The sequence below is a fragment of the Acetobacter sp. KSO5 genome (genome assembly GCF_044094635.1).
Lineage (GTDB): Bacteria > Pseudomonadota > Alphaproteobacteria > Acetobacterales > Acetobacteraceae > Acetobacter > Acetobacter cerevisiae.
In genome coordinates this window covers 425,991-448,720 of record NZ_CP172014.1, presented here as the reverse complement: position 1 = coordinate 448,720, position 22,730 = coordinate 425,991, and the positions used below count along the sequence as shown (strand labels likewise).

Genomic DNA, 22,730 nt, shown 5'->3' with positions numbered 1-22,730 from the left:
TAGTATATCCAAACTCTTGCCGGGTAGCAATGGAATTCGCTCGCCATACTGGCAAGACCATTTTCCCCCAAGCCTGCTCTCAGGGCACAGCGATCAATGACCAGAATCCCAGTTTGCGCTTATGTGCAGCTTTCAGACGGGTCATGAAGGTTTCGTGGGATTCCAGGCCCTCTGCCATGGTCAACATGGGTGCAAGCAGGCAACAGCACGCAAGATCTTTCGCAGCATAGGCGTAGTAACGGGAAAGCGCCCTCTCCAGCACAGCCTCGACCAGCAGGCGATAAAGCAGGGTTGCCTCAGTGGGATAAGATTCAGATAGACGTTCCGCTGCCGGACGCAGCGTCTCGTAATCCCGTCCGTCCAGTTCCGCTGTATGATGCCGTACGAGACGGGCAGCTTCGTCGAGCGCGGGCCACTCCAGTAGAGTAGACAGGGCCGCGCTTCTATTCGGGAAATTCCAGGTGTGATCGAGCGCCTGCTCTTCGGCGTCGATCGCATCATAATCGCTGAGATGACGCTGATAGGCTTTCCAGTGCGGCAGGCTCAGGCGTTCCCGAAAGACGTTCCATCGCAGGGCCTGGGCTTTGTCTCTGTCTCCAACGGCCTCGTATGCCTTCAATCCGCAGATCGTCGTTTTCCTTGTAAAAGCGGGAATCCTCCTCAGTTTCCCGGTCGAGCCAGTCAAGTGCCTCCCGGGCGCGCCCCTTGTCCAGCAAGCGGCGTGCGACGTCGCCGGTATAGGCATACTGGCGGTCACTCAGGCTGACAGCCTCACTATACGCATCGACGTCACCCATGGCATCGGCCAGATCCCACAGGTGCCTGATCACCTGCATACGCGCGATGTCGATATGATAATCTCTATTCCCCTTTGACGCAGGAAGGTCATGCAGTCGTGCCAGAAGGATAGTTCTGAGCATGGCTGCGCCCGCCTCGCTCAATGCCGCGCCGCATGCGGCGAGCAGACGATCGCAGGTACCATACCCGTCATGATCGAGAAGCGCGAGAAGGTCTGTGACAACGATTGCGGGATCCCGGTTTGCCTGTCGCCCCCAGAGAACGCCGAGATCAGAAGCGGCCTCCAGGAAGACGTCCGACAGGTATCCGGAACTGTCGTCCGAGCACTCGTAGACGGATGGGGCAATCTCCACGAGCAGCCGCAGGGCTGAAATAGCCTGCCCGACATCGGCGGTAGCAACGTCGTCAACAATGGATTGCCGCAGCGTATCGAGTTCGGCTGCGAGAGGTTTGATCCGGTCCCATGGCAGGAACCCACGGGAACGCTGGATCGTGCGCAGCCTCTTTTCGATCTCCTTACTGAGTTTGTCCTTCGCGTGAACCGCTGTCAGCGCCATGCGAAGCTTGCGGGTCATTGCGGTGTCCTGCCCTGCCAGTTCGACAAGCAGGTCCGCAAGTCGGTCCGCACCAAGCGCCTTCAAATTATCCTTCGTGACAGTCGTGCCGACTTTCGCTGAGGCACGGAACCTACGAGGGATGGGCTTCTCAACGGGTACGCCCCTCCAAGCCGGACGGGCGTATCCGATGTCGGCTATTCACCCCCTGGTTTTCACCCAGAAGCGCCCGGTGGCGGTCCTTCGTGACTCCCATCCTGCATTTTTGAGGATTTCTGCAAGATCTTTTTCTGAGGGAGGGTCAATCACATTCTTTGCGATTTCTGCCAGTGTCGTTTTCATTTTCCCGGACAGAAAGCTCTCAACACTGACAGCCTTCTGCGAAGGGAGGGAAAGCGGTGGCACATTGTCTTCCTCTATCTGGAAGCATCCTTCCTGCTCAATGAACTCTGCGACCCGATGCACGCCAAGAAATTTTACGCCCGCCAGACGATCATCGGCATAATAGGCGCTCCCGGCAGCATCGGCGAACATGTCCCATAGACGTTCTATGACCAGTGGAGGCAGGTATTGAACCATCGTGTGCCGGTTGATCGGTTGCCATCTGGGCACTTCATGATCTTCCCCTACGATGACTTCGATCGCATCCGTGCCGGCGTTAAAACGGATGCGGCCTTTCATTCCGGCCCGAATCTCTTCGCGCATTTCGCGGTTTTCATACATGATCCTGTTTCCTTCAAATTTATGGTCTATTTTGTGCGCAGCAGATGATGGCGGCCCTGTCGACCAAGGCATGAAGCGGACGCTAAGTGCAGGAAAACCGTTGTGGTCCAGTGGGACCTTTAAACAGTTGCGCGGAGCTGTTTTCTGCCGTTTTGGTGTTGCCAGAAGTTGTGCATAATTGCGCCCATCTGCCTGAAATTGCCTATTTGTCCCTGCCCTTTCACGGCGGCAACACGGGTTCGAATCCCGTACGGGACGCCATATCTTCTCTGAAGATACACTGGCTAGTTTACTAAAAATTCCAAAATTAACGCGACGATTTTAGATCCATGAAAATGGACCGAAAAGCCGCACGCTTTTTGCTCAGGCCTTTCGCCTGATGCGCAAAAAGCCTTAATTTCTCTGAGTTTCTCAGCGTTTGCCGCTCCCGTTTTTTTCAGAAAACGGCGTGTGCCACCTTACGCAAGAATAATCCCGGCAATCGCAGCACTCATAAAATTGGAAAGCATCCCTGCCAGCACCGCACGGGCGCTGATCTGGGCCAGTTCTGCGCGGCGCTCGGGGCACTGGCTCCCAAAGGCGGCAACAAGAATGCCGATGGAACTCAAATTGGCAAAGCCGCAGAGTGCAAACGTCGCAATCGCTCCACTGCGGGCGGAAAGCGCTCCATTCTGCAGCGACGGACCGAGATGCAGATAAGCGACAAATTCGTTAATAACGAGCTTCAGCCCCAACACAGAGCCAACAATCGTGCATTCCCCCGCAGGCACCCCCAGCAGCCAGGCTATGGGGGAAAACAGCAGGCCAAAGAGATATTCCAGCGAGAGAAAAGGCTTGTGAATAGCCTGCCCCACCGCCTGAAACCCACTATTGATCAGAGCAATCAGCCCAATAAAGGCCACCAGTGTTGCCGCCACGGCGACGGCCGTTTTGGTGCCTTTCAAAGCGCCTTCGGTAATGGTTTCAAAAAAAGCCTGATTATAGGAGGAGCGCCCGGCGGCCAGCGTATCCACCGCACTACCTGCTGCGCGAGGAGCGAGGATCTTTGCAAACATCATCCCGCCCGGAATGGCCATGAAAGACGCCGCCACCAGATAATGAGCCGGCACCCCTAACCCGACATAGCCAACCAGCGTTGCGCCGGAAACGGAGGCCACACCGCTACACAGCACACTGAACAGTTCCGTCGGGGCCATTGTCCGCAGATAAGGGCCTAACGCAACCGGCAACTCACTCTGACCGATAAAAATGGTGATGACCGCCCCAAAAGATTCAACCGGCGAGGTGCCCAGAATTTTTTGCAGGATCTTTCCTGTTGTGCGGGCAAAAATCTGCATGACGCCGACATGAAACAGGATGGCAATCAGCGCGCTGACATACACCAGCGAGGGCAGCACCCTAAAGGCAAAGACAAAGCCATCATTCGGGAAGACGGTCGCCATCTTGTCACTGGCCAGTGCGCCAAAAAGGAAACGCGCCCCCTCATCTCCGCAGGAGAGAATTTTTGTCACACCTTCGGACAGAGACCACAAAATCTGCTGCCCCACAGGCACACGCAGGACAAGCAGACCAATCGCAATCTGCGCCAGCAGGCAGCTCAGAACCGTGCGGAGGCTGATATTTTTACGGTCTTTTGAAAACAAGACCGCAATACCCAGAAGCAGGAGAATACCGAGGCATCCACGACTATGCACTGAATGATCCTTCTCTCAAGGTCTGCATTTCCACACTTCCTGAGCCCATGATGACAAAAAACGTGCCTGCTTTGCGTGCGTGCAGCAGGCTTTTACTGATGCGCACCCGCAGCAGCCCATTGAGGAACAAGGAACTGCGCAGGGCAGTTATCCTGCATCTGAGGACTACTGAGGAAAGCATCCGTTTTTGGGAATGTGTCCAGAGAAGCGGGTTTGAGGGTGAACCAGATCTGAGAGAGAACGGCCTCCCCCTGCGGCGTCTTGTTACACTGGAACTGCACACCCCGTTCCGGCAGAGGGCCGGTATCTGCTTCAATCTGGCTGGTCAGCTCGGCTTTTGTAACGCGCGTGCCAGCCTCGGCATTCAGATGCTGTGCTGAGGGAAGCTCTGCAAACCGATCCCGCAGGCGGGACGCGACGGAAAAAAACTGCTCTCCTTCCATCCCGAAACACTGCACATGCTTGGTGTATTCATGCGCCACCAGACTGGAGTGTGTATGGGCCACCACCTCTGACAGACGATGTGACAAGCCATCGGAAAGTGTGGGAGATGCGGAGGCTGTATCCCCGTCATACAGACTGCACCCTTTGCGCCACCATGTCGTCACGGGCACCTGCGCCCTTATCAGGTCAGACGGCCGGGACGCCCAAAGCCCATGCAACCCGATAAGCGGCGTTTGAGGTTGATCGGCCCGACAGCTGTTCCCTTCCGGCCCGGTGCAGAAGCCCGGTTGCCATGTGAGGGCAAGGGTATAATGCCCAAAATCTCCATGCCGGGGCGCTGTGAGCGAGAGATCCCCCGCCCCACCCGCAGGCGGTGCGGAAGGATGCTGAGCACACCCGGACAGCAGAAAACAGGCAGCCATCATGCCGGAAAAAAGAAACTGTACTGCCCGCATAATCTATTTGATCCTTGCGCAGAAAGGGGAAAGGAAAAAGCGCTATCCTGCTGATGTGCAAAGCTATTAGTGTTGCTTACATCGTGTGCGGTGTCTATGATTTTTATAATGGAAACGTATTGTTTCTCATAAATTGTATAACACTCTGCGCCAGCCAGAACAGCAGCACGACCATCTGAACAGGGAAGACTTTATGACGGAAACTCAGGATTACCCCAAGGTTTACCTTGGTGGAGACCTTGTCTTCAGGAAAAACGCACAACAGCTTTTCAAAGCCTTTAAAGAGATCTGTCTGGCCGTCCGCCTGCACGGTGTCTCGCCTTTTGATGGGCAGGATGAGGTCGAGGCCCTGCCGCCCGGCAAAGAAACCAGCCTGCTGATAGCCCGGCTGGATCGCGGCCTGATGGATGAGTGTGACGCCGCCCTTTTCTGCATCGATCCCTTTCGCCGCGCTGCGGATATGGACCCCGGCACCGCCGTGGAAATTGGCTATATGGCCGCCCAGAACAAGCCTATGGCGGGCTACACGGTGGACGGCCGCTTTTACCATGAAAAAGTGCAGACCTATTTTGAGCAGGCCTGGCACACACCGCTAACAGAAGAGCGCCCGCACAACGGGGCCAGAGTGCGCTGGCTGGATGCAGACAGCATGATCGTACACTCGGAAGGCCTGTTACAAAACGCCATGGTGGAAGGATTCATCCGGCAGGCGGGCGGCGACATCGCTATTGCGGATGATATCCTGAGCGCATTCCGTGCTGCCGCCTCCGATCTGGCTGGCCTGATTTATGGCGCTGCTGAGAAAAAGGACGCATCTCATGGATGAGAAAACCGTAGCAACCCTGACGCAGAAAGCACTGGCGGCCCGCAGCAATGCCTACGCGCCCTATTCTCGTTTTCTCGTGGGCGCTGCCTTAATCACAGAAGACGGTCAGGTTTTTTCCGGCTGTAATGTGGAAAATGCTGCCTACCCGGAAGGCGTGTGTGCGGAAGCCGGGGCGATTTCCGCCATGGTGGCCGCAGGCGGGTCCCGCAAGATTGCGACAATTATGGTCGCTGGCAAAGGGCCTGCCCCCTGTTTGCCGTGTGGTGGGTGCCGCCAGAAAATCCGTGAATTTGCAACACAGAGAACCTGTGTTCTGGTGGTGGATGAAAACGGCACGGAGTTGTTTAAAGACGACCTTCATGCCCTCCTGCCCCATTCTTTCGGCCCTGAAAACCTTGAGACGGGCGCTGACGAAAACCCGGCCTGACGCGCATTATCAGACAGACTTTTGCAGGAACTCCACATGAAGATTATTATCGATACCGACCCCGGGCAGGATGATGCCCTGACCATCCTTCTGGCCCTCGCCAGCCCGGAGATTGAACTTCTGGGTGTAACGACGGTTGCCGGGAACGTGCCCGTTGCGCAAACGACTGAAAACGCCCTCAAGACTCTTGATCTTGCAGGACGGACGGATATTCCCGTTCATGCTGGTGCGGATCGCCCCCTCATTCGCCCGGGTGTGACGGCAACGCATGTACACGGCAAAACAGGGTTTGAAGGGGTTGATCTCCCCCCGCCGAGCCGTGAGGCAACGCCCGGCCATGCGGTTGATTTTATCATCCGCACGGTGATGGAAAACCCGCCGGGTGCCATCACACTTTGCACAATCGGACCACTGACTAATATCGCCCTGGCACTAGCCAAAGAGCCTGCCCTGCGTGAGCGCATTGGGCAGATTGTCATGATGAGTTGCGCGTTTTCCGAGGTTGGAAATATTACCCCAACCGGGGAATTCAATATCTATGTGGACCCGCATGCTGCACGCATGGTGTTTGAATCCGGTGTGAAAATTGTGGTGTTCCCGCTGGATGTCACGCATCAGCTCCATACCAGCAAGGCGCGGCTTGACCGTATTGAAGCGATCCCCAACCGGATTGGCCCGATTGTGGCCGCATGGCTGCGGTTTGAAAAACGTTTTGAAGCCACAAAATACGGTACGGACGGCGGCCCGCTGCATGACCCCAACACCGTGCTCTGGCTCCTTAAACCCGAACTCTACCGTGGCCGTCAGGTCAATGTCGAAATTGAGACCGACAGCGCACTCACGCTGGGCATGAGCGTAGTAGACTGGTGGGGCATCACCGATAAAAAGAAAAATGCCTTGTTCATGCGGGAAGTTGACGTGGACGGCGTGTACGACCTGATTGTGGAACGTTTGTCTGCTCTGTAAAGCCCGCAAATACCTCTGCCCAGAAGAATGCTCTTCATGGGCAGAGGACAGCGTTACAAGAACGGTCGGTGCGTCAGCGTTTAGTGCTGCGCACCCAGCCAGGTCTGCAGCTGGGACTGAGCCGCCTGCATGGCCTCCTTACGCGCACCAATTTCACTCAGTGCTTTTGCAGTAGCAATTTTACCACCCGTCGTTTTGCTGGAAGACGGGTCCGCTTCAAGCGCACGCGCTACGTCCGGATTATCAGAATAGGCAGCAATAGCCGCCAGAAATCCATCCTGAGACCAGGGAGCGAGATGCGTCCTGATCTCTGCCTCATGCTGTTTGACCAGCTGCCAGACCAGATCCGGGTTTTCACTCTCATCCGCCACACGGCCCAGCGCCATGGCAATCCGGCCATTCGGAATAGCACCGCTGTAAGCCAGCGCGACGTTTTTCTCAATCAGAGCCGGATTTGTCGCCGCGGCAAGCGCATTGAACAGACGTAGCTTAACCTCTGTTGCCTGCGTGGTGCGAACTTTTTCAGCCATGGCCTTATAGGTTTTTTCATCCGCATGCGTCATGGCAATACGCGCCACAACACCCACCAGATCAGGTTTTAAAGAAGCCGGGTCAGCCTGCCAGCGGGCAAAGCGCTTCCCTGCTTCCGCCACCACTGCCGGATCTTCAAACCTGCCGATTACAGAAATAACGGACGGACGCAGCATGGTGTCCAGCACGTTTTCACCCACTTTCTGGTCCCACCCCAGACGCGCCAGAACGGGGGCAAGCTGCTTACGGGCGTAGGCGCGGAAGGCTGCGCGGTCCGGGCTACCTTTCAGATACTGGTCCAGCGTTTCAAACCGGCCAATAATTTCCTCAAGAACAGCAATATCGCTTTCCTGAGCAGAGAGCAGGCTGTTTGCCAGATCCATATAAGCGGAAAGCGGCGCCTGCCCGGAACGGAACAGGGCAAACTGGTCCCCCAGCAGGTTGGCCCTATCCACCGGTGCAAAATGCGTTGCGTTTTTCAGCAGAGATGCAAAGGCCGGGGCGCTATACTGCACACGATAATACCCGCTTTCCCCCAGATTCAGCTTGAGCGGCGCATCACACCCTGCAACCCTGAGCGTCTGCGGTGCTTTACCCAGAACCAGCTTTTGCGTTGCCAGACCCGGGCCACCCGCCACAACAGGCACCCTCCATGTCTGGGCCGCCGGATGGGGGTCATGAATGGTAAAGCGGCTTTGTGTCAGGGTATAAACTGTTTTCCCGGCCTTACAGGCAGACGCCACATTGACCAGCGGAATACCCGGCTGTTCGGTAAAGCTGCGAGCGACAGGCCCAACATCCAGACCTGATGTTTTAGACAGTGCCTGCCACAAATCCTGACTGGTGGTGCTGCTATAGGCGTGAGACTTCATGTAAAGACGCATCCCATCACGGAAATGGTCTTCACCCAGCCAGCCTTCCAGCATGCGGATAACCAGTTCACCCTTGCCGTAACTGATGCTGTCAAAAGCTGAGTTGGCTTCACTCACATTATGAATGGTCTGCTGGATGGGGTGCGTGGACGGCAGGGCGTCGGTGCCCATGGTTTCCTCACGCGTTTCATGCTGGCGCGGCCAGATGTCCCAGTCCGGGTTCATCTTGTCCGTCGCCTTGATCTCCATCCAGGAGGCAAAGCCTTCGTTCAGCCAGATATTGTCCCACCAGCCCATGGTGACGAGGTCACCCGACCACTGATGCGCCATTTCATGCGCGACAACTTCATAAATCAGCTCACGCGTACGCGGTGTGCTGTTTTTGGGGTCAAACAGCAGGACGTTGTCGATATAGGTCAGCAAACCCCAGTTTTCCATCGCTCCGGCCTGATAGTTACCGGGAATGGCCACCATGTCCATTTTGGGCAGAGGATATTTCACGCCAAAATAGCTGTTATAATAAGGAAGAATTTTTTCCGAGGCATGCAGGGCATACTCTCCCTGCCCCTCCAGACCGGACGGTGCATAGACCGCCAGCGGCGTGCCATCCGCCAGCCCCTGCACGGACTTCATATCCCCCGCAACGAGGGCCAGCAGATAGGTGGACATCCGCGGCGTTGTGGCAAAAGAGACGCGCTTCTGGCTCGTGCCCTCTGGCGTGCTTTGCGTCACCGGCATGTTGCTGACGGCAACAGCCTCTTTAGGCAGCGTCACATTCAGCTGGAAAGTTGCCTTAAAGGCTGGCTCATCCCAGCCGGGGAACATACGGCGGGCATCCGCCACCTCAAACTGTGTGACCAGCATCCGCTTTGTCTCGCCAGACGGGGCTGTATAGTCATCCACATAAATGCCGTTCGGTGTCTTCAGGATCGGCCCGGAATAGGTGATGACAAGCGTATGCGCGCCTTTGCTGACCTTTGCCGGAAAATGCAGGGTTGCGGTCTCGGTCGTATCGTCCTGCGTGATGGTGGCTTTCACACCGTTATCCAGAACAGCCCCGGCCAGATGCAGGCCTGCCTGATTGAGTGTGACATCCTCTGTAGGCGTGCGCACATCAACCTGAATGGTTTCCTGCCCGGTCAGTTTAAGGTTATCTGTATCCGTTGAGATATTGATACCGTAAGAGACAGGCACAACAGTTTTCGGCAACTGCCCCGCCGCCCGCTGGAAGGAGAACACCTGTTCCGCACAGACCGGGGCGGCCAGCGGCAGCCCTGCCAGCAGGGTTGTCAAAGTCAGAAGCCTACGCATGCACTACCTCTCCTAAAAATCCGTTTATCTTTACGAAATCATTTTGACTTCGGATTATTCCGATCCTACTATCTTAATATATTCACCATTCCGTCAACGGCGGCGGGGTGGCACGGCGCCTTATCCAAAGGCAGAGACGGCACACAGGGCGAATCAACGGCGGTTCGCTGGCTCATGGGAGCGATGGTTTTCCGCGCAGAACTGGCGGACCATCTGGAAGACGTTCTGTGGATAAAGGGTTCCTCAAAGCCGGCCATACCCCGACGCTCATCGCCGCTTTCCTGTATTTTGATGTTTCCTTCATGGTCTGGGTTCTGCTCGGGCCGCTGGGCATTTCCATCGCGCATGACCTGCACCTGAATGCAGGCCAGAAAGGTCTGCTGGTCGCCACCCCGGTTCTGGCAGGCGCAGGCTTGCGCGTGCTGGCCGGCGCGCTGGTGGATGCGTTCGGCCCCCGCCGGGTCGCCATTGGCGCACAGATCAGCGTTATTCTTGGCCTGTGGCTGACATGGTTTCTGGCCCCGCACACCTACGCCAGCATGTTCTGGGTCGCACTCGTGCTGGGTATTGCCGGAGCCTCCTTCGCCATTGCGCTGCCGCTGGCTTCTGTATGGTACCCGCCGCGCTATCAGGGCACTGCGCTGGGCATTGCCGGGGCGGGGAATTCCGGCACGGCCCTTGCCTCCCTGTTCGCCCCCGGTCTGGCCGCCATGCTGGGCTGGCTGAATGTGCTGGGGCTGGCCACCATTCCGCTCGTCATCGTGCTGATTGCCTTCCTCTTTCTGGCACGGGAGCCTGCCGCCCGCCCCACCATGCCCAGCCTTGCTGCGTGGGGACCGATCCTGAAATCCGGCGGCTGCTGGGCGCTGATGTTTTTCTACAGCGTCACCTTTGGCGGCTTTGTCGGTCTGGCTGCCTTCCTGACCATTTACTTCAATGACCAGTATCACCTGCCCCCCGCCATTGCCGGGGCCTGCACGGCTTTTGTGGTGTTTGCCGGGTCCTTCATCCGTCCGGTTGGGGGCGCCATGGCGGACCGCGTGGGCGGCACAAAGGCGCTGATGCTGCTCTACGGGCTCGCCGGGATCATCTTCCTGCTGATCGCGACCGGCCTGCCGTCTGTCTATCTGGCATTCGGCGCATTCTTTCTGGGCATGCTCACACTGGGACTTGGCAACGGGGCCGTGTTCCAGCTGGTACCCATCCGCTTTCCGCAGCAGGTGGGCATTCTGACAGGACTTGTGGGCATGGCTGGCGGTGTAGGTGGGTTTTACCTCGCCTCGTCCCTCGGGGCCGCCCGCCAGATGACGGGCTCTTACGGGCCCGGCTTTTTAACCTTCGCACTTGTCTGTCTCGTTGCTTGCGGGTGCGTCACGGCGTGTCATCGCCGTTGGACGGAGAACGCTCAATGAAACGTGTTACAGGCAGCCTTGTTCTGAGTGTCGCCCTCACCGGCACAGCCTGGGCAGACAACCAGAAGCAGCCTAAAGCGCAAAAACCAGTCCCCCCGGCAGCAGCCACACCGCTGGCCCCCGTGGTGCCTGTGCCTGTTCTGGCTATCCCGGACAAAAAGGCAATGCTCAAAGGCTCTCTCTACCACCCGGACTGGCAGATTTTTAACGCCGGAAACAATGCCGCCTCCGGCTTTGGTGTGGTGAATGGCTATGGCCAGACCCGGTGGTCGGAAGACTGGAGTGATCTGGCCCGCACGCCCTCCAGCATTCGGAAAAATGACTGGTTCAATCGCCTGAAATATGTGCGGCTGAATGACAGCGGCAGCATCTGGATGAGCTTTAGCGGCGAAGAGCGCCTGCGCTATATTTTTGAAAATCAGCCCATGCAGGGGCAGGCTGGCAAAACCGATGCCAGCCGTGTCCTGTTGCGCAACCAGTATGGAGCGGACCTGCATCTGGGTGAACATGTGCGCGCCTATGCGGAATTTCTGTATGGCGTAGCAGGCGGGTCCAATACTTACGGCTACCAGACCGGCACCCAGCGTGAAAGTCTGGACCTCCAGCAAGGGCTTCTGGAAGTCAAAGGGCGACTGCTCGGCGCACAGATGGGTGTGATTGGTGGCCGACAGGTCTTTCTGGATGCTCCGGTTTCCATGCAATCCCCGCGCGATCTGACCAACGTGCAGCAAACATGGGACGGCTTCCGTGGCTATGCTGTCTGGAACCGGTTCCGGCTTGACCTGTTCGACTTCATGCAGACCAACAAGCTGCCACAAAAGGTTTTTGCAGACGGCACCAATTATAATGCCCGCCTGTATGGGGCCTACAGCTCCACGGCTCTGCCCTCCTTCAAATTCATGGGGCAGAAAAGCCAGATGTTCGCGGATCTGTTTTTCCTCGGCTATCTGTATGGCGGAGCAGCAGCCTCCATCCCCACAGCAACGACTGGCGGCACCCAGAAAGGTTCCACCCGGCGGGACAATGTGGGCATGCGGCTGTGGGGCAATGTCGGGCCTTTCAGCACCAGTCTGACCGGTATTTTTCAGGGCGGTGAATTCCGCCCGGCCAAAACTACCCAGAGCACCCGCTCTGTGCGCGCTTATGCCGTGAATGGCAGCATCACGTACACACGCTCGGACTGGGCTGGCAAGCCGGGCTTTGGTGTGCAGGGGGATCTGTTCTCCGGCGGGTCTGACCGCAGTCAGGGCGGTGCCGTCGGCACGTTTGCCACGCCGTTTGTGCCGCTGCCCTATTACAATGACCTCTCGCTCTCTCTGACCTCACAAAACCTGATTGGTGTTGGCCCCATCGCCAACTTTACCATGCTCCCTACCCTGCATCTCAAGCTGCATGTGCCCGTCTTCTGGCGTGCCAGCACGCAGGACGCCATTTATGGCGGAAACGGCAAAATCTATAGCTGGCGCAATAATCTGCATGGCGGCTTTACGGGTGTGATGCCCTACACCCAGCTGTCCTGGAATTTTGCACCGCACTGGGCGTGGACGCACGATATTGAAGGCATCCTGCTCTCCCGCGGGATGCGGGATGTCGGCGCCAAAGAGGGCGCGCTTTACATGCAGACGCTCGAATTCAAGTTTTAAAGGCAGGGGAGAAAACCCATGACCACCAAAGACAACATCATTATTGTCGGCAACGGCATGGTTGGCCATTACTGTGCGGAACAGCTCGTCATGCACGGCCTGCACGAAACCCACCAGATTCACATCTTTGGTGAAGAACGACACCACGCTTATGACCGTGTGCATCTGACCGACTACATGACCGGGCAGGATGCGCTGGCCCTGCGGCTGCATCAGGAAGACTTCCATACCGCGCACGGCATTACGCTGCACCTGAACAGCCGTATTACTGACATTGACCGTGCGGCAAAAACCGTCACGACAGAAAACGGGAGCCTGCCTTACACCACACTCATTCTCGCAACTGGCTCCACGCCGTTTGTGCCACCTGTTCCGGGCAATACCGGCACGGCCGGGCTGGTCTATCGCACACTGGAAGATCTGGACCTGATCCGCGCTGCTGCCGAAGGGGCACAGCATGGCACAGTAATTGGCGGTGGCCTGCTTGGGCTGGAAGCAGCCAACGCGCTCAAGGTGCTGGGGCTGGATGTGAGTGTGATCCAGCTTGGCACGCATCTGATGTCCGCCCAACTGGATGAAGAGGGTGGACGCGCCCTGAAAAAGCGGATTGAGGCGCTCGGCATTGATGTGCGCGTCCTGCACCAGACGCAGGAAATTGTACCCGGCACCACGCACCGCCATAAGCTGATTTTTGCTGATGGGTCCGCCTTAGAAACCGACATGGTTGTCTTTTCCGCAGGGATCAAACCGCAAGATCTTCTGGGTCGCGCCTGTGGGCTGGAAATCGGCCCGCGTGGCGGCATTGTAGTGGATAACCAGTGTCGCACGTCCGACCCGGATATTTTTGCCGTTGGCGAATGCGCCTTGTGGGAAGATCAGATTTTCGGCCTCGTCGCTCCCGGTTATACCATGGCCCGCACCGTGGCCGCGCTGCTGGCCGGGGATGCAGAAGCCGCCTTTACCGGCGCGGACATGTCCACAAAACTGAAGCTGCAAGGCGTGGATGTCGGCTCGATTGGCGACGCCCACGGGCGGGAACCGGGCTGCACCAGCTATCGCTTTATTGGTGAGGCAGACGGCTCTTACCGCCGCCTTGTGCTTTCAGCGGATAGTAGCCGCGTGACCGGCGCTGTACTGGTCGGCGATAATTCCTACTACGACACTATTTTCCAATATGTGCAGAACGAGATTGCACCCCCGGCTGACCCGGCAGTGCTGATCCTGCCTCGCGGTGAAGGCGCGGAATTGCTTGGCGCAGACGCCCTGCCGGATACCGCCACCATCTGCTCCTGCCATAACGTGACCAAGGGGGCGATCAGCACTGCCATTGAGCAGGGCTGCACGGACCTTGCCACGCTCAAGAAAGATACAAAAGCCAGCACCGGCTGCGGCGGATGTTCCGCGCTGTTGAAAAGCGTTTTTGAAACAGAACTCACGGCACGCGGCATTACGGTTGACCATAGTCTGTGCGAACATTTCTCCTACACCCGGCAGGAACTCTATTCCCTCGTCCGCGTGCATAATATCCGCAGTTTTGAAGAGCTGATGGCCCAGTATGGCAATGGCGGTCTGGGCTGCGATATCTGTAAACCGGCCGTCGGCTCCATTCTGGCCTCTGCCTGGAACAAACCCATTACGGACCCGCTCTATATCCCGCTGCAGGATACGAACGATACGTTCATGGGCAACATGCAGAAGAACGGTACCTATTCCGTTGTGCCGCGCATTGCCGGGGGTGAAATTACGCCAGACAAGCTGATTGTTCTGGGGCAGGTTGCTAAAAAATATAACCTCTACACCAAGATTACCGGCGGCCAGCGCGTGGACCTGTTTGGCGCGCAGTTGCATCAGCTACCTGATATCTGGCGGGAACTGCTGGATGCTGGTTTTGAAACGGGGCATGCCTACGGTAAATCCACCCGCACGGTAAAATCCTGCGTCGGCAGCACATGGTGCCGCTATGGCGTGCAGGATAGTGTGGGCAAGGCGCTGGATCTGGAAAACCGCTATAAAGGTCTTCGATCTCCGCACAAGCTGAAATTTGCAGTCTCTGGCTGCACGCGGGAATGCGCGGAAGCCCAGAGCAAGGACGTTGGTGTGATTGCCACGGAAAATGGCTGGAACCTGTATGTCTGCGGCAATGGCGGCATGCGCCCGCGCCATGCGGAACTGTTTGCAACGGACCTCGATGCGGAAACACTGGTCAAATATATTGACCGCTTCCTGATGTTTTATATCCGCACCGCCGATAAACTCCAGCGCACCTCAGTCTGGCGTGAAAATCTGGAAGGTGGCCTTGAGTATCTGCAAGATGTGATCATCCACGACAGTCTCGGCATCTGTGACGAGCTGGAGCAGCAGATGCAGCTTGTTGTAGATACCTATCAGTGCGAATGGAAAAACGCTCTGACGGATGAAGAAAAGCTCAAACGCTTCCGCACCTTTGTGAATGATGCGCGCCCAGACCCCAATATTCGCACCGTGCCGGAGCGCGATCAGGTCAAACCTGCGGATAATCAACCGGAGCAGCCAATCTCCGCAGGCCCGGCAGACTGGACTGACCTGTGCGCGCAGAGTGACCTTGTACCCCGCTCCGGCGTGGTCGCGCTCTATAACACCACGCAGATTGCCCTGTTCTATCTGCCTGACGATCAGGGTGAAGACCGGGTTTTTGCCGTGGATAATCATGACCCCTTCTCCCACGCCAATGTGCTGGGGCGTGGTTTGATGGGGGATATCCACGGGCAGCCGGTTGTAGCCTCCCCACTTTACAAGCAGCACTTCAATCTGGAGGACGGCACCTGTCTGGAAGATGCATCCAAATCCATCCACGCCTGGGATGCCCGGCTGCATAAGGGCCGTGTAGAAATCCGCGCCCGTAAAGTGACCGCCCCGGCGGAAGCCGCCATGGCGTAACCCGCATGGCCTGCGCGGAAGAAATCCGGTCTGTCTGCCCGTATTGCGGTGTCGGTTGTGGCATTGTGATGGAGGTGGAAGACAAGAAAATTGTCCGGGTGCGGGGGGATACCGCGCACCCGGCCAATGGCGGACGGCTCTGCACCAAAGGCAGCTCGTGCGACAAACCGGTCACGTCCCCCGCCCGACTGGACTGCGCCCTGCTTCGGCCAGACCGCGCAACACCGCCGGCCCCCGTTTCCATGGACGCCGCGATTACGGAAACAGCCCGACGGCTGCGTCATATTCTTGAGACCGATGGACCGGACGCCATTGCGCTTTACGTGTCCGGCCAGATGTCCATGGAGGCTCAATACCTCGCCAACAAGCTGGTGAAAGGCTACCTCCGCACACGGCATATTGAATCCAATTCCCGCCTGTGCATGGCAGCCGCTGGCACGGGGTATAAACTCTCCCTCGGCGCGGATGCGCCCCCCGGCTCTTACGAAGACTTTGACTGCACCAATCTGTTTTTCGTCATCGGGGCGAATATGGCGGATTGTCACCCCATCCTGTTCCTGCGCCTGATGGACCGCAAACGGGCCGGTGCAAAGCTGATTGTGGTGGACCCACGCCGCACTGCCACAGCGGACAAAGCCGATCTCTTCCTGCAAATCCGCCCCGGCACGGACCTCGCGCTGCTCAATGGCTTGCTGCACCTTCTGGTGGAACATGGTGCGCTTGATACGGACTTTATCGCCACCTGCACCACCGGCTGGGAGGACATGCCTGCTTTTCTGGCTGATTACACGCCAGAACGCGTCGCCAGTCTGACGGGCCTTGCGGAAGACGATATCCGCACCGCCGCTCGCTGGATTGCTGAAGCGGGCGAATGGCTCTCTTTGTGGACCATGGGGCTCAACCAGAGCACCTCCGGCGCATGGCATACCAATGCCTTGTGCAATTTGCATCTGGCCACCGGGGCTATTTGCAAACCGGGGGCCGGGCCGTTCTCCCTTACCGGCCAACCCAACGCCATGGGCGGGCGGGAAATGGGCTATATGGGGCCCGGTCTGCCCGGCCAGCGCAGCGCGCTCTCGGCGCAGGACCGTGCGTTTTGTGAAGAGCAATGGCATCTGCCCCCCGGCACCATCAGGGATGCAAACAGTGATGGTGCAATCGCCCTGTTTCAGGACATGGCGGAAGGGCACATCAAGGCCTGCTGGATTATCTGCACCAATCCCGTCGCCACCGTGCCCCGGCGTGGCAGGGTTCAGGCCGCGCTTGAAAAAGCCGAGCTTGTCATTGTGCAGGATGCCTATGCAGATACGGAAACCGGCCCCTATGCCGATATCCTGCTCCCCGGTGCGCTGTGGGCGGAAGGTGATGGCGTGCAGGTCAATTCTGACCGCACCATGACCCTTGCCCGTCAGGCCGTGCCCCCTCCGGGGGATGCCATGCCGGACTGGCAGATTATTGCCCGCGTCGCCTGCGCCATGGGGTTTGCGGAAGGGTTCTCCTTCACGTCCGCTGCCGATGTTTTTTCTGAGGCCAGCCGTTTTGCAAACCCTGTGACGGGTTATGATATTTCCGGCGTCAGCCACGCCCGCCTGAAAGATGGTCCTGTACAATGGCCCGCCCCGGCAGGCGATACAGCCCCCCGCTATCCCATCCGCTACCGCCCGAACCCGGACGCGCCGCCTGTGTTTGCCACCCCCTCAGGCAAAGCGGTGTTCTTTGCGCGCCCATGGATGCCACGGGACGACGAACCGGATGAAGATTATCCGTTCCTGCTGAATACCGGCCGCCTGCAACATCAGTGGCACACGCTGACCAAGACAGGCCGGGTCGAGCAGCTCAACAAACTCAACCCCGGTCCTTTTCTTGAACTCACCCCGGATGACGCCAAACGTCTTGGTATTAGCGAGAATGATACGGTTGAAATCCGCTCCCGCCGGGGGAGCGCCACACTCCCGGCTCGTATTTCCCGGCGTGTTGCCGCCGGCACCTGCTTTGCGCCCTTCCACTGGAATGACCGGTTTGGCGAGGCACTCTGCATCAATGCCGTCACACCGGATGCGATTGACCCCGTCTCTCTCCAGCCCGGCATCAAACACTGCGCTGTCTCCCTGACGCGTGTTCAGACTGCCGCCCCTCCCGCACAGGAAAGCACAGAGACCATGCCCACAGAGCAGCTTGCCCGCCATCTGGGTCTCAGCACACAGAAAGTACCTGATTTTACCGGGGAAAGTCTTGGCTGGCTCAGCGGTTTTCTGGATGGTCTGCGTATGGCCCCGCCAGAGAACAGCGTGCCGGTAGTGCCGGGCTCCGCCCCGCTTTCTGACGCACAGAGGACGCACCTTAATGGACTACTGGCCGGGCTGTATTCCCGCACGCCGGTTGCAACAGCGGCCCTTCCATCCACGGATGCCGCTGCGCCCACTCTCACTCTCTGGTGGGCTTCGCAGACGGGCCGCACGGAAGCACTGGCCGCGCAAACCGCGCTCTGGCTGCGGGAAAATGGACATCCCGTGCGTCTGGCCGAACTGAGTGCGTGTGACCCGGCCACACTCTCCGGCACGGCGCTCTTCCTTGTCTCCACCTTTGGCGATGGCGACCCACCGGACAGTGCTGCTCCGTTCTGGGAGGCACTCAAGGAACAGGACCTCACCTTGCCTGCCCTCCGCTATGCAGTGCTGGCGCTGGGGGATTCCTCTTACGCCAGCTTCTGCGGGTTTGGTCGCGCGCTGGATGAACGGCTGAGCGCCCTCGGCGGCATCCCCCTCCTGCCCCGCATGGACTGTGAACCGGATTATGAGGACGCTGTAGAAGACTGGCGCCCCCATCTGCTGGCCGCTCTGGGCGGCCCGGCTCCATCTGAAACCAGCCCTGCCCTGCTCGCCCCGGCTCTGGCCCCCGGCATTACCCGCACCAGCCCAGCACTGGCGCGCCTTGCCAGCGTGACCCGCCTGACCGGTAATAACCCCGATAAGGAAACATGCCACATTGCACTGGATATTTCCGGCACAGGCGTAAACTATCATGCAGGCGATGCGCTGGGCGTCTGGCCGCGCAATAATGAAAGCGTTGTGCAGCAGGTTCTGGCCGCCCTGCAGGTGCCCGAAGAAACCATCCTGACGCTCCGCCACCACGGCCCCACCCCGCTGGGCGAAGCTTTGCGTCGCTGGTTTGACCTCTCCCGCCCGTCTGCAAAGCTACTGGAACGTCTGGGCTGCACGGAAAGCGGCTATCTGCCAGACCTCATCGCAACCCTGCCTGCCCCCGTGGCACCGGAGGATCTGCCGGCACTCTTCCGGCAGATGCAGTCGCGGCTCTATTCCATTTCTTCCTCCCCCACAGTCTACCCGGACAGCGTGCATCTGACCGTGGGTGTGAACACCTCCCCTTACCCCGGTGTCTCCTCCACATGGCTGGCAGGACTGAACGTGGGTGACGCTGTGCCCGTTTTTGTGCAGCCCACAACGCATTTCCATTTGCCTGCGGATGAAACGATGCCCGTTATCATGGTCGGGCCGGGCACCGGCATTGCGCCCTTCCGTGCCTTTTTGCAGGAACGCTCAGTCCGAAAGGCTTCTGGCCCGAACTGGCTATTCTTTGGGGAACGGCATGAACGCACGGGCTTTTATTACCGTGAAGAACTGGAAGCCTTTATGGCGGAAGGCTGCCTGACGCGGCTGGACACTGCGTTCTCGCGCGATCAGCCTGAACGCATTTATGTGCAGGACCGCATGGAAGAACACGGCGCCATGCTCTGGGACTGGCTCAACCGGGGCGCATATGTCTACATCTGTGGGGACGCCGCCCGCATGGCGCGGGATGTTGACGGTGCCCTGAAAAGGATTGTCGCACGACATGGATCAATGACAAGTGAGCAGGCAGACGCTTTTATGGCGGGCCTCACCCGTAGCGGTCGTTATCTGCGGGATGTGTATTGAACGAAAGGAGGACGGACTGCATGAAAGTCCTTCTGGCTGATGAAAATTCTCACCGTGCTGGCGCTCTGGCCCGCCTGCTGGAAGCCGAGGCAACGCTGGACGTCATTCTGGTGGAAGAGGACACCAGCCTGATTGATGCAGTGCGCCGTCATGCCCCGGATATTGTGCTGGTGGATATCAGCCGTGCCGACCGTGATGCGCTGGACAGCGTGCGCGCCCTCTCCGCCTCCGGGCTGGAACGGCCTGTCGCCCTGTTTGTGGATGAAGATGACGAAAGCCTGATGGAAGATGCCTTTGCCGCAGGCGTCTGTTCCTACAATGTGCTGGATGCGCCCGTTACAAACGTCAAACCCCTGCTGCGCGCCGCCATTGCTTTGTATCGTCGCTTTCGGGATACCAATGCAGAACTTCTTGCGGCCAGAAAAACACTTTCAGAACGTGAGACCATAGACCGTGCCAAATTCCTGTTTATGAAGCAGGAACGTTGTAAGGAAGATGAAGCCTATCGCTGGTTCCGCAAACAGGCCATGCAACAGGCGCGAAAAATTATTGATGTTGCCTCAGATTATCTTGCTCACCAGAACAGGAACCCGAAAGAATGAGCACCTCCTGCCGCATTGGCCTGCTGCAACTGGCGGATAGTGCCCCTGTGCTTGTGGCCCGCAGCATGGGCATTTTCACCCGGCACGGGCTGGATGTTGAGGCCGTGGTGGTGCCCTCCTGGGCCAATATTGCGGATGGGCTGGTCTGGAACGGGCTGGATGGCGCGCTGATGTTCCCACCGCTGGCTATTATGACGGCTCTTGGCCAGCGCGGGCGGGCTATTGGTTTGCGTCCGGGCTTTCCGGTTAGCCGTGGTGGCAACACAATTGTGCTGCGCGGGCAGAAAGTCGATCACACGCAGTGGGCTGCGCAAGCGGATAAACACCGGGCTTTTGACAACTGGAAAAATGCTTTAGGCCGCAAGCCGCGCCTTGGTGTGGTTCACCTCTATTCTACACACTACCTTATTCTGTCGCGCTTTCTTAAAAGTCTCTCCATCTCCCGTGATACGGAAACCGAAATTGTCATCATGCCACCAGCCCGCATGATCCAGGCTCTTGCCGCTGGTGAGATTGACGGATTTTGCGCAGGACCACCGTGGGGTGCAGATGCACATCTGAAAGATCTGGCATTTATTGTGGCAGGCTCTGCGTCCATTGCACCCGGCCATCTGGAAAAAATGCTGGTGCTGAAAGAACTCTGGAAAAGCCAGAACCCTGACGGCCCGGCCCGGCTACGGGCTGCTCTGACCGAGGCCATTGCCCTGTGTAATGACCCGGCCCACGCACCCGAGATTACGCACCTGCTCAGCAGGCCGCTCAACGCCAACGGGCTGGGCCTGCCGGAAGAGGCTGTGAAAGCCGTGATGCCCGGCTCCCGCGCCATGGCAGACGCCATGAGGTTTGGCGAGCAGAACGGGCACATGGGGGCCTCCTGCGGCTGGATGATTGAAGACATGCAAAACGAGGGCTGGCTACCCTCGACCATGCTGGAAACCCTGCGCACATTGGGCTGGTACGATTGCTAAACAGTCCTTGCGGCGGCATCTTATTTTGGTCGTCTTTTTGTCAGAACTGAAATAAAAAGATAATTCTCATTTTTGTGCATTCCAGAGCCAGAAATCTGTGCTTAAAAACGATTCTCAATAGATCGTTTATTTTTCTATCATTTCATTTCTGGCCTCATGAAATGACGTGATGCGTAGCGTGCTACGTTTGGTTACTGGATCCCCGCAATGTCTTCTGCCTTTTCCACTCTGCGCGAACAGATTCAGGAAACCCGCAAGAAGACAATGGAACAATTATGTTGTGTCACCCTGCATGGAGACCTGCAGGAACGGTATGTAGACTGGAGACTGCCCCTCCCGCTGAGCAAAAAGAGGCAGCAGCGTCTGGAGATTATCCGCAACGCGGGTGTTCTGTTTATCCATGTGCCCAAAAATGCCGGAACAGCCATCTCTCAGGAACTTTACGGCTGTAGCATGCGGCATGAAAGCATCCGGTATTATCAGAAGCACGCGCCAGATGTTGTGCGGCACCATGCCCAGCTTTGCCTTGTGGCGGGACCCGGTTGAACGCTTCCTCTCCTCTTATGACTTCATCCGGAATGGCGGTGGCAGCCATGTCAGCCTGCATCCCGGCTTTGCAGAACGCTATGCAGACCTAACCACTCTGGACCGCATGATTGAGTATGTGGAAGGTACAACCTCCATCTATCAGCTGGACCATGTCCTGCGCCCGCAATACTGGTATCTGACCGACCGCCACGGTGACATGGCCGTGAAAATGCTGTTTGATCTCAAGGATATTGACCGGATCTATCCGTTTGTTCCGGGCCTGCATGCGGGCGAGATCAAGAAAATCAACACCACACAGCGTTTCACTACAGAGCTCAGCCCCCTCCAGAAAGAGAAAATCATGGATCTCTATAAGGAGGATTATAAAATCCGGCGCTCGATCATGCAGGTTGATACGCTTCCTGAAAAATACTGTACCCCACAAACAATGAGCGCACCGCGCAGCACAGCGCCCGGTTTCTATCCAGCCCTGAACACCGGCGTGTGACCGACGCCTGTAAACCAAGGCTAATTTATGGCCGGCACAAGGTTTACATGCGGCCTCAAGCAAATATGAGCGGGTTTTTTACCTTATTCATCCTATAATATTTATCGTATATTTTTATTATTTTTCATATTTGACATATTACATTTATTTGCAGCTTTGCCCCTTTTAGTAAAAAAAATTCCTCCTATGTTTCCTCCCAGACAGGCGAGAGAGTCTTTTTCTCCCGCTCTGCATAAAGGGTTTTATGATGATGAAAAAAGCTATTCTCCTCGCCGCTGCTCTGGGTGTTGTGGCACCTGTTGTGTCTCATGCGGAAGAACACAAGCACCACCACAACCAGAACAGCGACAACGGCAATTCTGACAACCAGAATAGCAATGATGGTGAAGAAAACGGCAACCGCCGCCATGGTGGTGAGCATCGCGGCCATCGCGGCGGCTCTTCTTCCAACTCTGATAATCAGAACAATCAGGGTGACAACCAGAACGGTGGTGAGCACCGCCATGGTGGCAACCGCGGTGGTGAAGGCCGCGATGGCAACCGTGACGGCGGCCAGAACAACGGCGACAACCAGAACTAATCTGGTTCTGAGCGCATGAAACAGAAAGGCACTTCTC

General features: G+C 57.5%; 16 protein-coding genes, 1 tRNA gene and 1 pseudogene. 13 read left to right on the top strand and 5 right to left on the bottom strand.

All coding sequences use genetic code 11. The features are described 5' to 3' along the window. Positions 1 to 79: 79 nt before the first annotated feature. Together ACHQGU_RS01995 and ACHQGU_RS01990 are read right to left on the bottom strand one after the other, a co-directional pair. Positions 80 to 1,544: pseudogene (locus ACHQGU_RS01995) on the bottom strand (DUF6880 family protein). A gap of 9 nt (positions 1,545 to 1,553) precedes the next feature. Then, positions 1,554 to 2,075 carry a hypothetical protein gene (locus tag ACHQGU_RS01990; RefSeq protein ID WP_395495687.1) on the bottom strand — a complete coding sequence of 174 codons (522 nt, stop codon included), beginning with the start codon at positions 2,073 to 2,075 and terminating at the stop codon, positions 1,554 to 1,556. Positions 2,076 to 2,227: 152 nt separating this feature from the next. On the opposite strand from ACHQGU_RS01990, the gene ACHQGU_RS01985 reads away from it, so the two are divergent. After that, positions 2,228 to 2,336, top strand: a tRNA-Glu gene (locus tag ACHQGU_RS01985). A gap of 197 nt (positions 2,337 to 2,533) precedes the next feature. Here the strand turns inward: ACHQGU_RS01985 and ACHQGU_RS01980 are convergent. Further along, entirely contained in the window at positions 2,534 to 3,769 is a 1,236-nt protein-coding gene (locus tag ACHQGU_RS01980) for a NupC/NupG family nucleoside CNT transporter (protein ID WP_395495686.1), read from the bottom strand. A gap of 92 nt (positions 3,770 to 3,861) precedes the next feature. After that, on the bottom strand, positions 3,862 to 4,668 hold the full coding sequence (locus tag ACHQGU_RS01975) for a ribonuclease T2 family protein (RefSeq protein WP_395495685.1): 807 nt from the start codon (positions 4,666 to 4,668) through the stop codon (positions 3,862 to 3,864). A 193-nt stretch (positions 4,669 to 4,861) separates the two neighbouring features. On the opposite strand from ACHQGU_RS01975, the gene ACHQGU_RS01970 reads away from it, so the two are divergent. Genes ACHQGU_RS01970 through ACHQGU_RS01960 form a run of 3 tightly spaced genes read left to right on the top strand, consistent with a single transcriptional unit; the run spans position 4,862 to position 6,887 of the window. After that, positions 4,862 to 5,494 carry a nucleoside 2-deoxyribosyltransferase gene (locus ACHQGU_RS01970; protein WP_395495684.1) on the top strand — a complete coding sequence of 211 codons (633 nt, stop codon included), beginning with the start codon at positions 4,862 to 4,864 and terminating at the stop codon, positions 5,492 to 5,494. Next, entirely contained in the window at positions 5,487 to 5,921 is a 435-nt protein-coding gene (cdd, locus tag ACHQGU_RS01965; RefSeq protein ID WP_062143620.1) for a cytidine deaminase, read from the top strand. Before ACHQGU_RS01970 ends, cdd begins: the two co-directional genes overlap by 8 nt. A gap of 36 nt (positions 5,922 to 5,957) precedes the next feature. Further along, positions 5,958 to 6,887, top strand: a complete 930-nt coding sequence (locus ACHQGU_RS01960) for a nucleoside hydrolase (RefSeq protein ID WP_215754359.1) — start codon at positions 5,958 to 5,960, stop codon at positions 6,885 to 6,887. Positions 6,888 to 6,967: 80 nt separating this feature from the next. On the opposite strand, the gene ACHQGU_RS01955 is transcribed toward ACHQGU_RS01960, so the two are convergent. Next, positions 6,968 to 9,601, bottom strand: a complete 2,634-nt coding sequence (locus tag ACHQGU_RS01955) for a M1 family metallopeptidase (protein ID WP_395495683.1) — start codon at positions 9,599 to 9,601, stop codon at positions 6,968 to 6,970. A gap of 227 nt (positions 9,602 to 9,828) precedes the next feature. Here ACHQGU_RS01955 and ACHQGU_RS01950 point away from each other — a divergent pair, with 227 nt between their 5' ends. The 9 genes from ACHQGU_RS01950 to ACHQGU_RS01910 all read left to right on the top strand — a co-directional run bounded on the left by ACHQGU_RS01950 (position 9,829) and on the right by ACHQGU_RS01910 (position 22,693). Beyond that, entirely contained in the window at positions 9,829 to 11,013 is a 1,185-nt protein-coding gene (locus tag ACHQGU_RS01950) for a NarK/NasA family nitrate transporter (RefSeq protein WP_062143628.1), read from the top strand. After that, positions 11,010 to 12,656 carry an alginate export family protein gene (locus ACHQGU_RS01945; RefSeq protein WP_395495682.1) on the top strand — a complete coding sequence of 549 codons (1,647 nt, stop codon included), beginning with the start codon at positions 11,010 to 11,012 and terminating at the stop codon, positions 12,654 to 12,656. Before ACHQGU_RS01950 ends, ACHQGU_RS01945 begins: the two co-directional genes overlap by 4 nt. Positions 12,657 to 12,674: 18 nt before the next feature. After that, entirely contained in the window at positions 12,675 to 15,572 is a 2,898-nt protein-coding gene (gene nirB, locus ACHQGU_RS01940; protein WP_395495681.1) for a nitrite reductase large subunit NirB, read from the top strand. Between the two features lie 5 nt (positions 15,573 to 15,577). Continuing rightward, positions 15,578 to 19,507, top strand: a complete 3,930-nt coding sequence (locus ACHQGU_RS01935; RefSeq protein WP_395495680.1) for a molybdopterin-dependent oxidoreductase — start codon at positions 15,578 to 15,580, stop codon at positions 19,505 to 19,507. A gap of 20 nt (positions 19,508 to 19,527) precedes the next feature. Continuing rightward, on the top strand, positions 19,528 to 20,109 hold the full coding sequence (locus ACHQGU_RS01930) for an ANTAR domain-containing response regulator (protein WP_062143727.1): 582 nt from the start codon (positions 19,528 to 19,530) through the stop codon (positions 20,107 to 20,109). Continuing rightward, entirely contained in the window at positions 20,106 to 21,077 is a 972-nt protein-coding gene (locus tag ACHQGU_RS01925; protein ID WP_395495679.1) for a CmpA/NrtA family ABC transporter substrate-binding protein, read from the top strand. The genes ACHQGU_RS01930 and ACHQGU_RS01925 overlap by 4 nt, the downstream gene beginning before the upstream one ends. A gap of 207 nt (positions 21,078 to 21,284) precedes the next feature. Further along, entirely contained in the window at positions 21,285 to 21,623 is a 339-nt protein-coding gene (locus ACHQGU_RS01920) for a hypothetical protein (protein ID WP_395495678.1), read from the top strand. Continuing rightward, positions 21,589 to 22,113: a hypothetical protein gene (locus ACHQGU_RS01915; protein ID WP_395495677.1), complete on the top strand. Its 525-nt coding sequence runs from the start codon at positions 21,589 to 21,591 to the stop codon at positions 22,111 to 22,113. The genes ACHQGU_RS01920 and ACHQGU_RS01915 overlap by 35 nt, the downstream gene beginning before the upstream one ends. Before the next feature lie 244 nt (positions 22,114 to 22,357). Then, positions 22,358 to 22,693 carry a hypothetical protein gene (locus ACHQGU_RS01910; protein WP_062143718.1) on the top strand — a complete coding sequence of 112 codons (336 nt, stop codon included), beginning with the start codon at positions 22,358 to 22,360 and terminating at the stop codon, positions 22,691 to 22,693. The last annotated feature ends 37 nt before the right edge of the window (positions 22,694 to 22,730 follow it).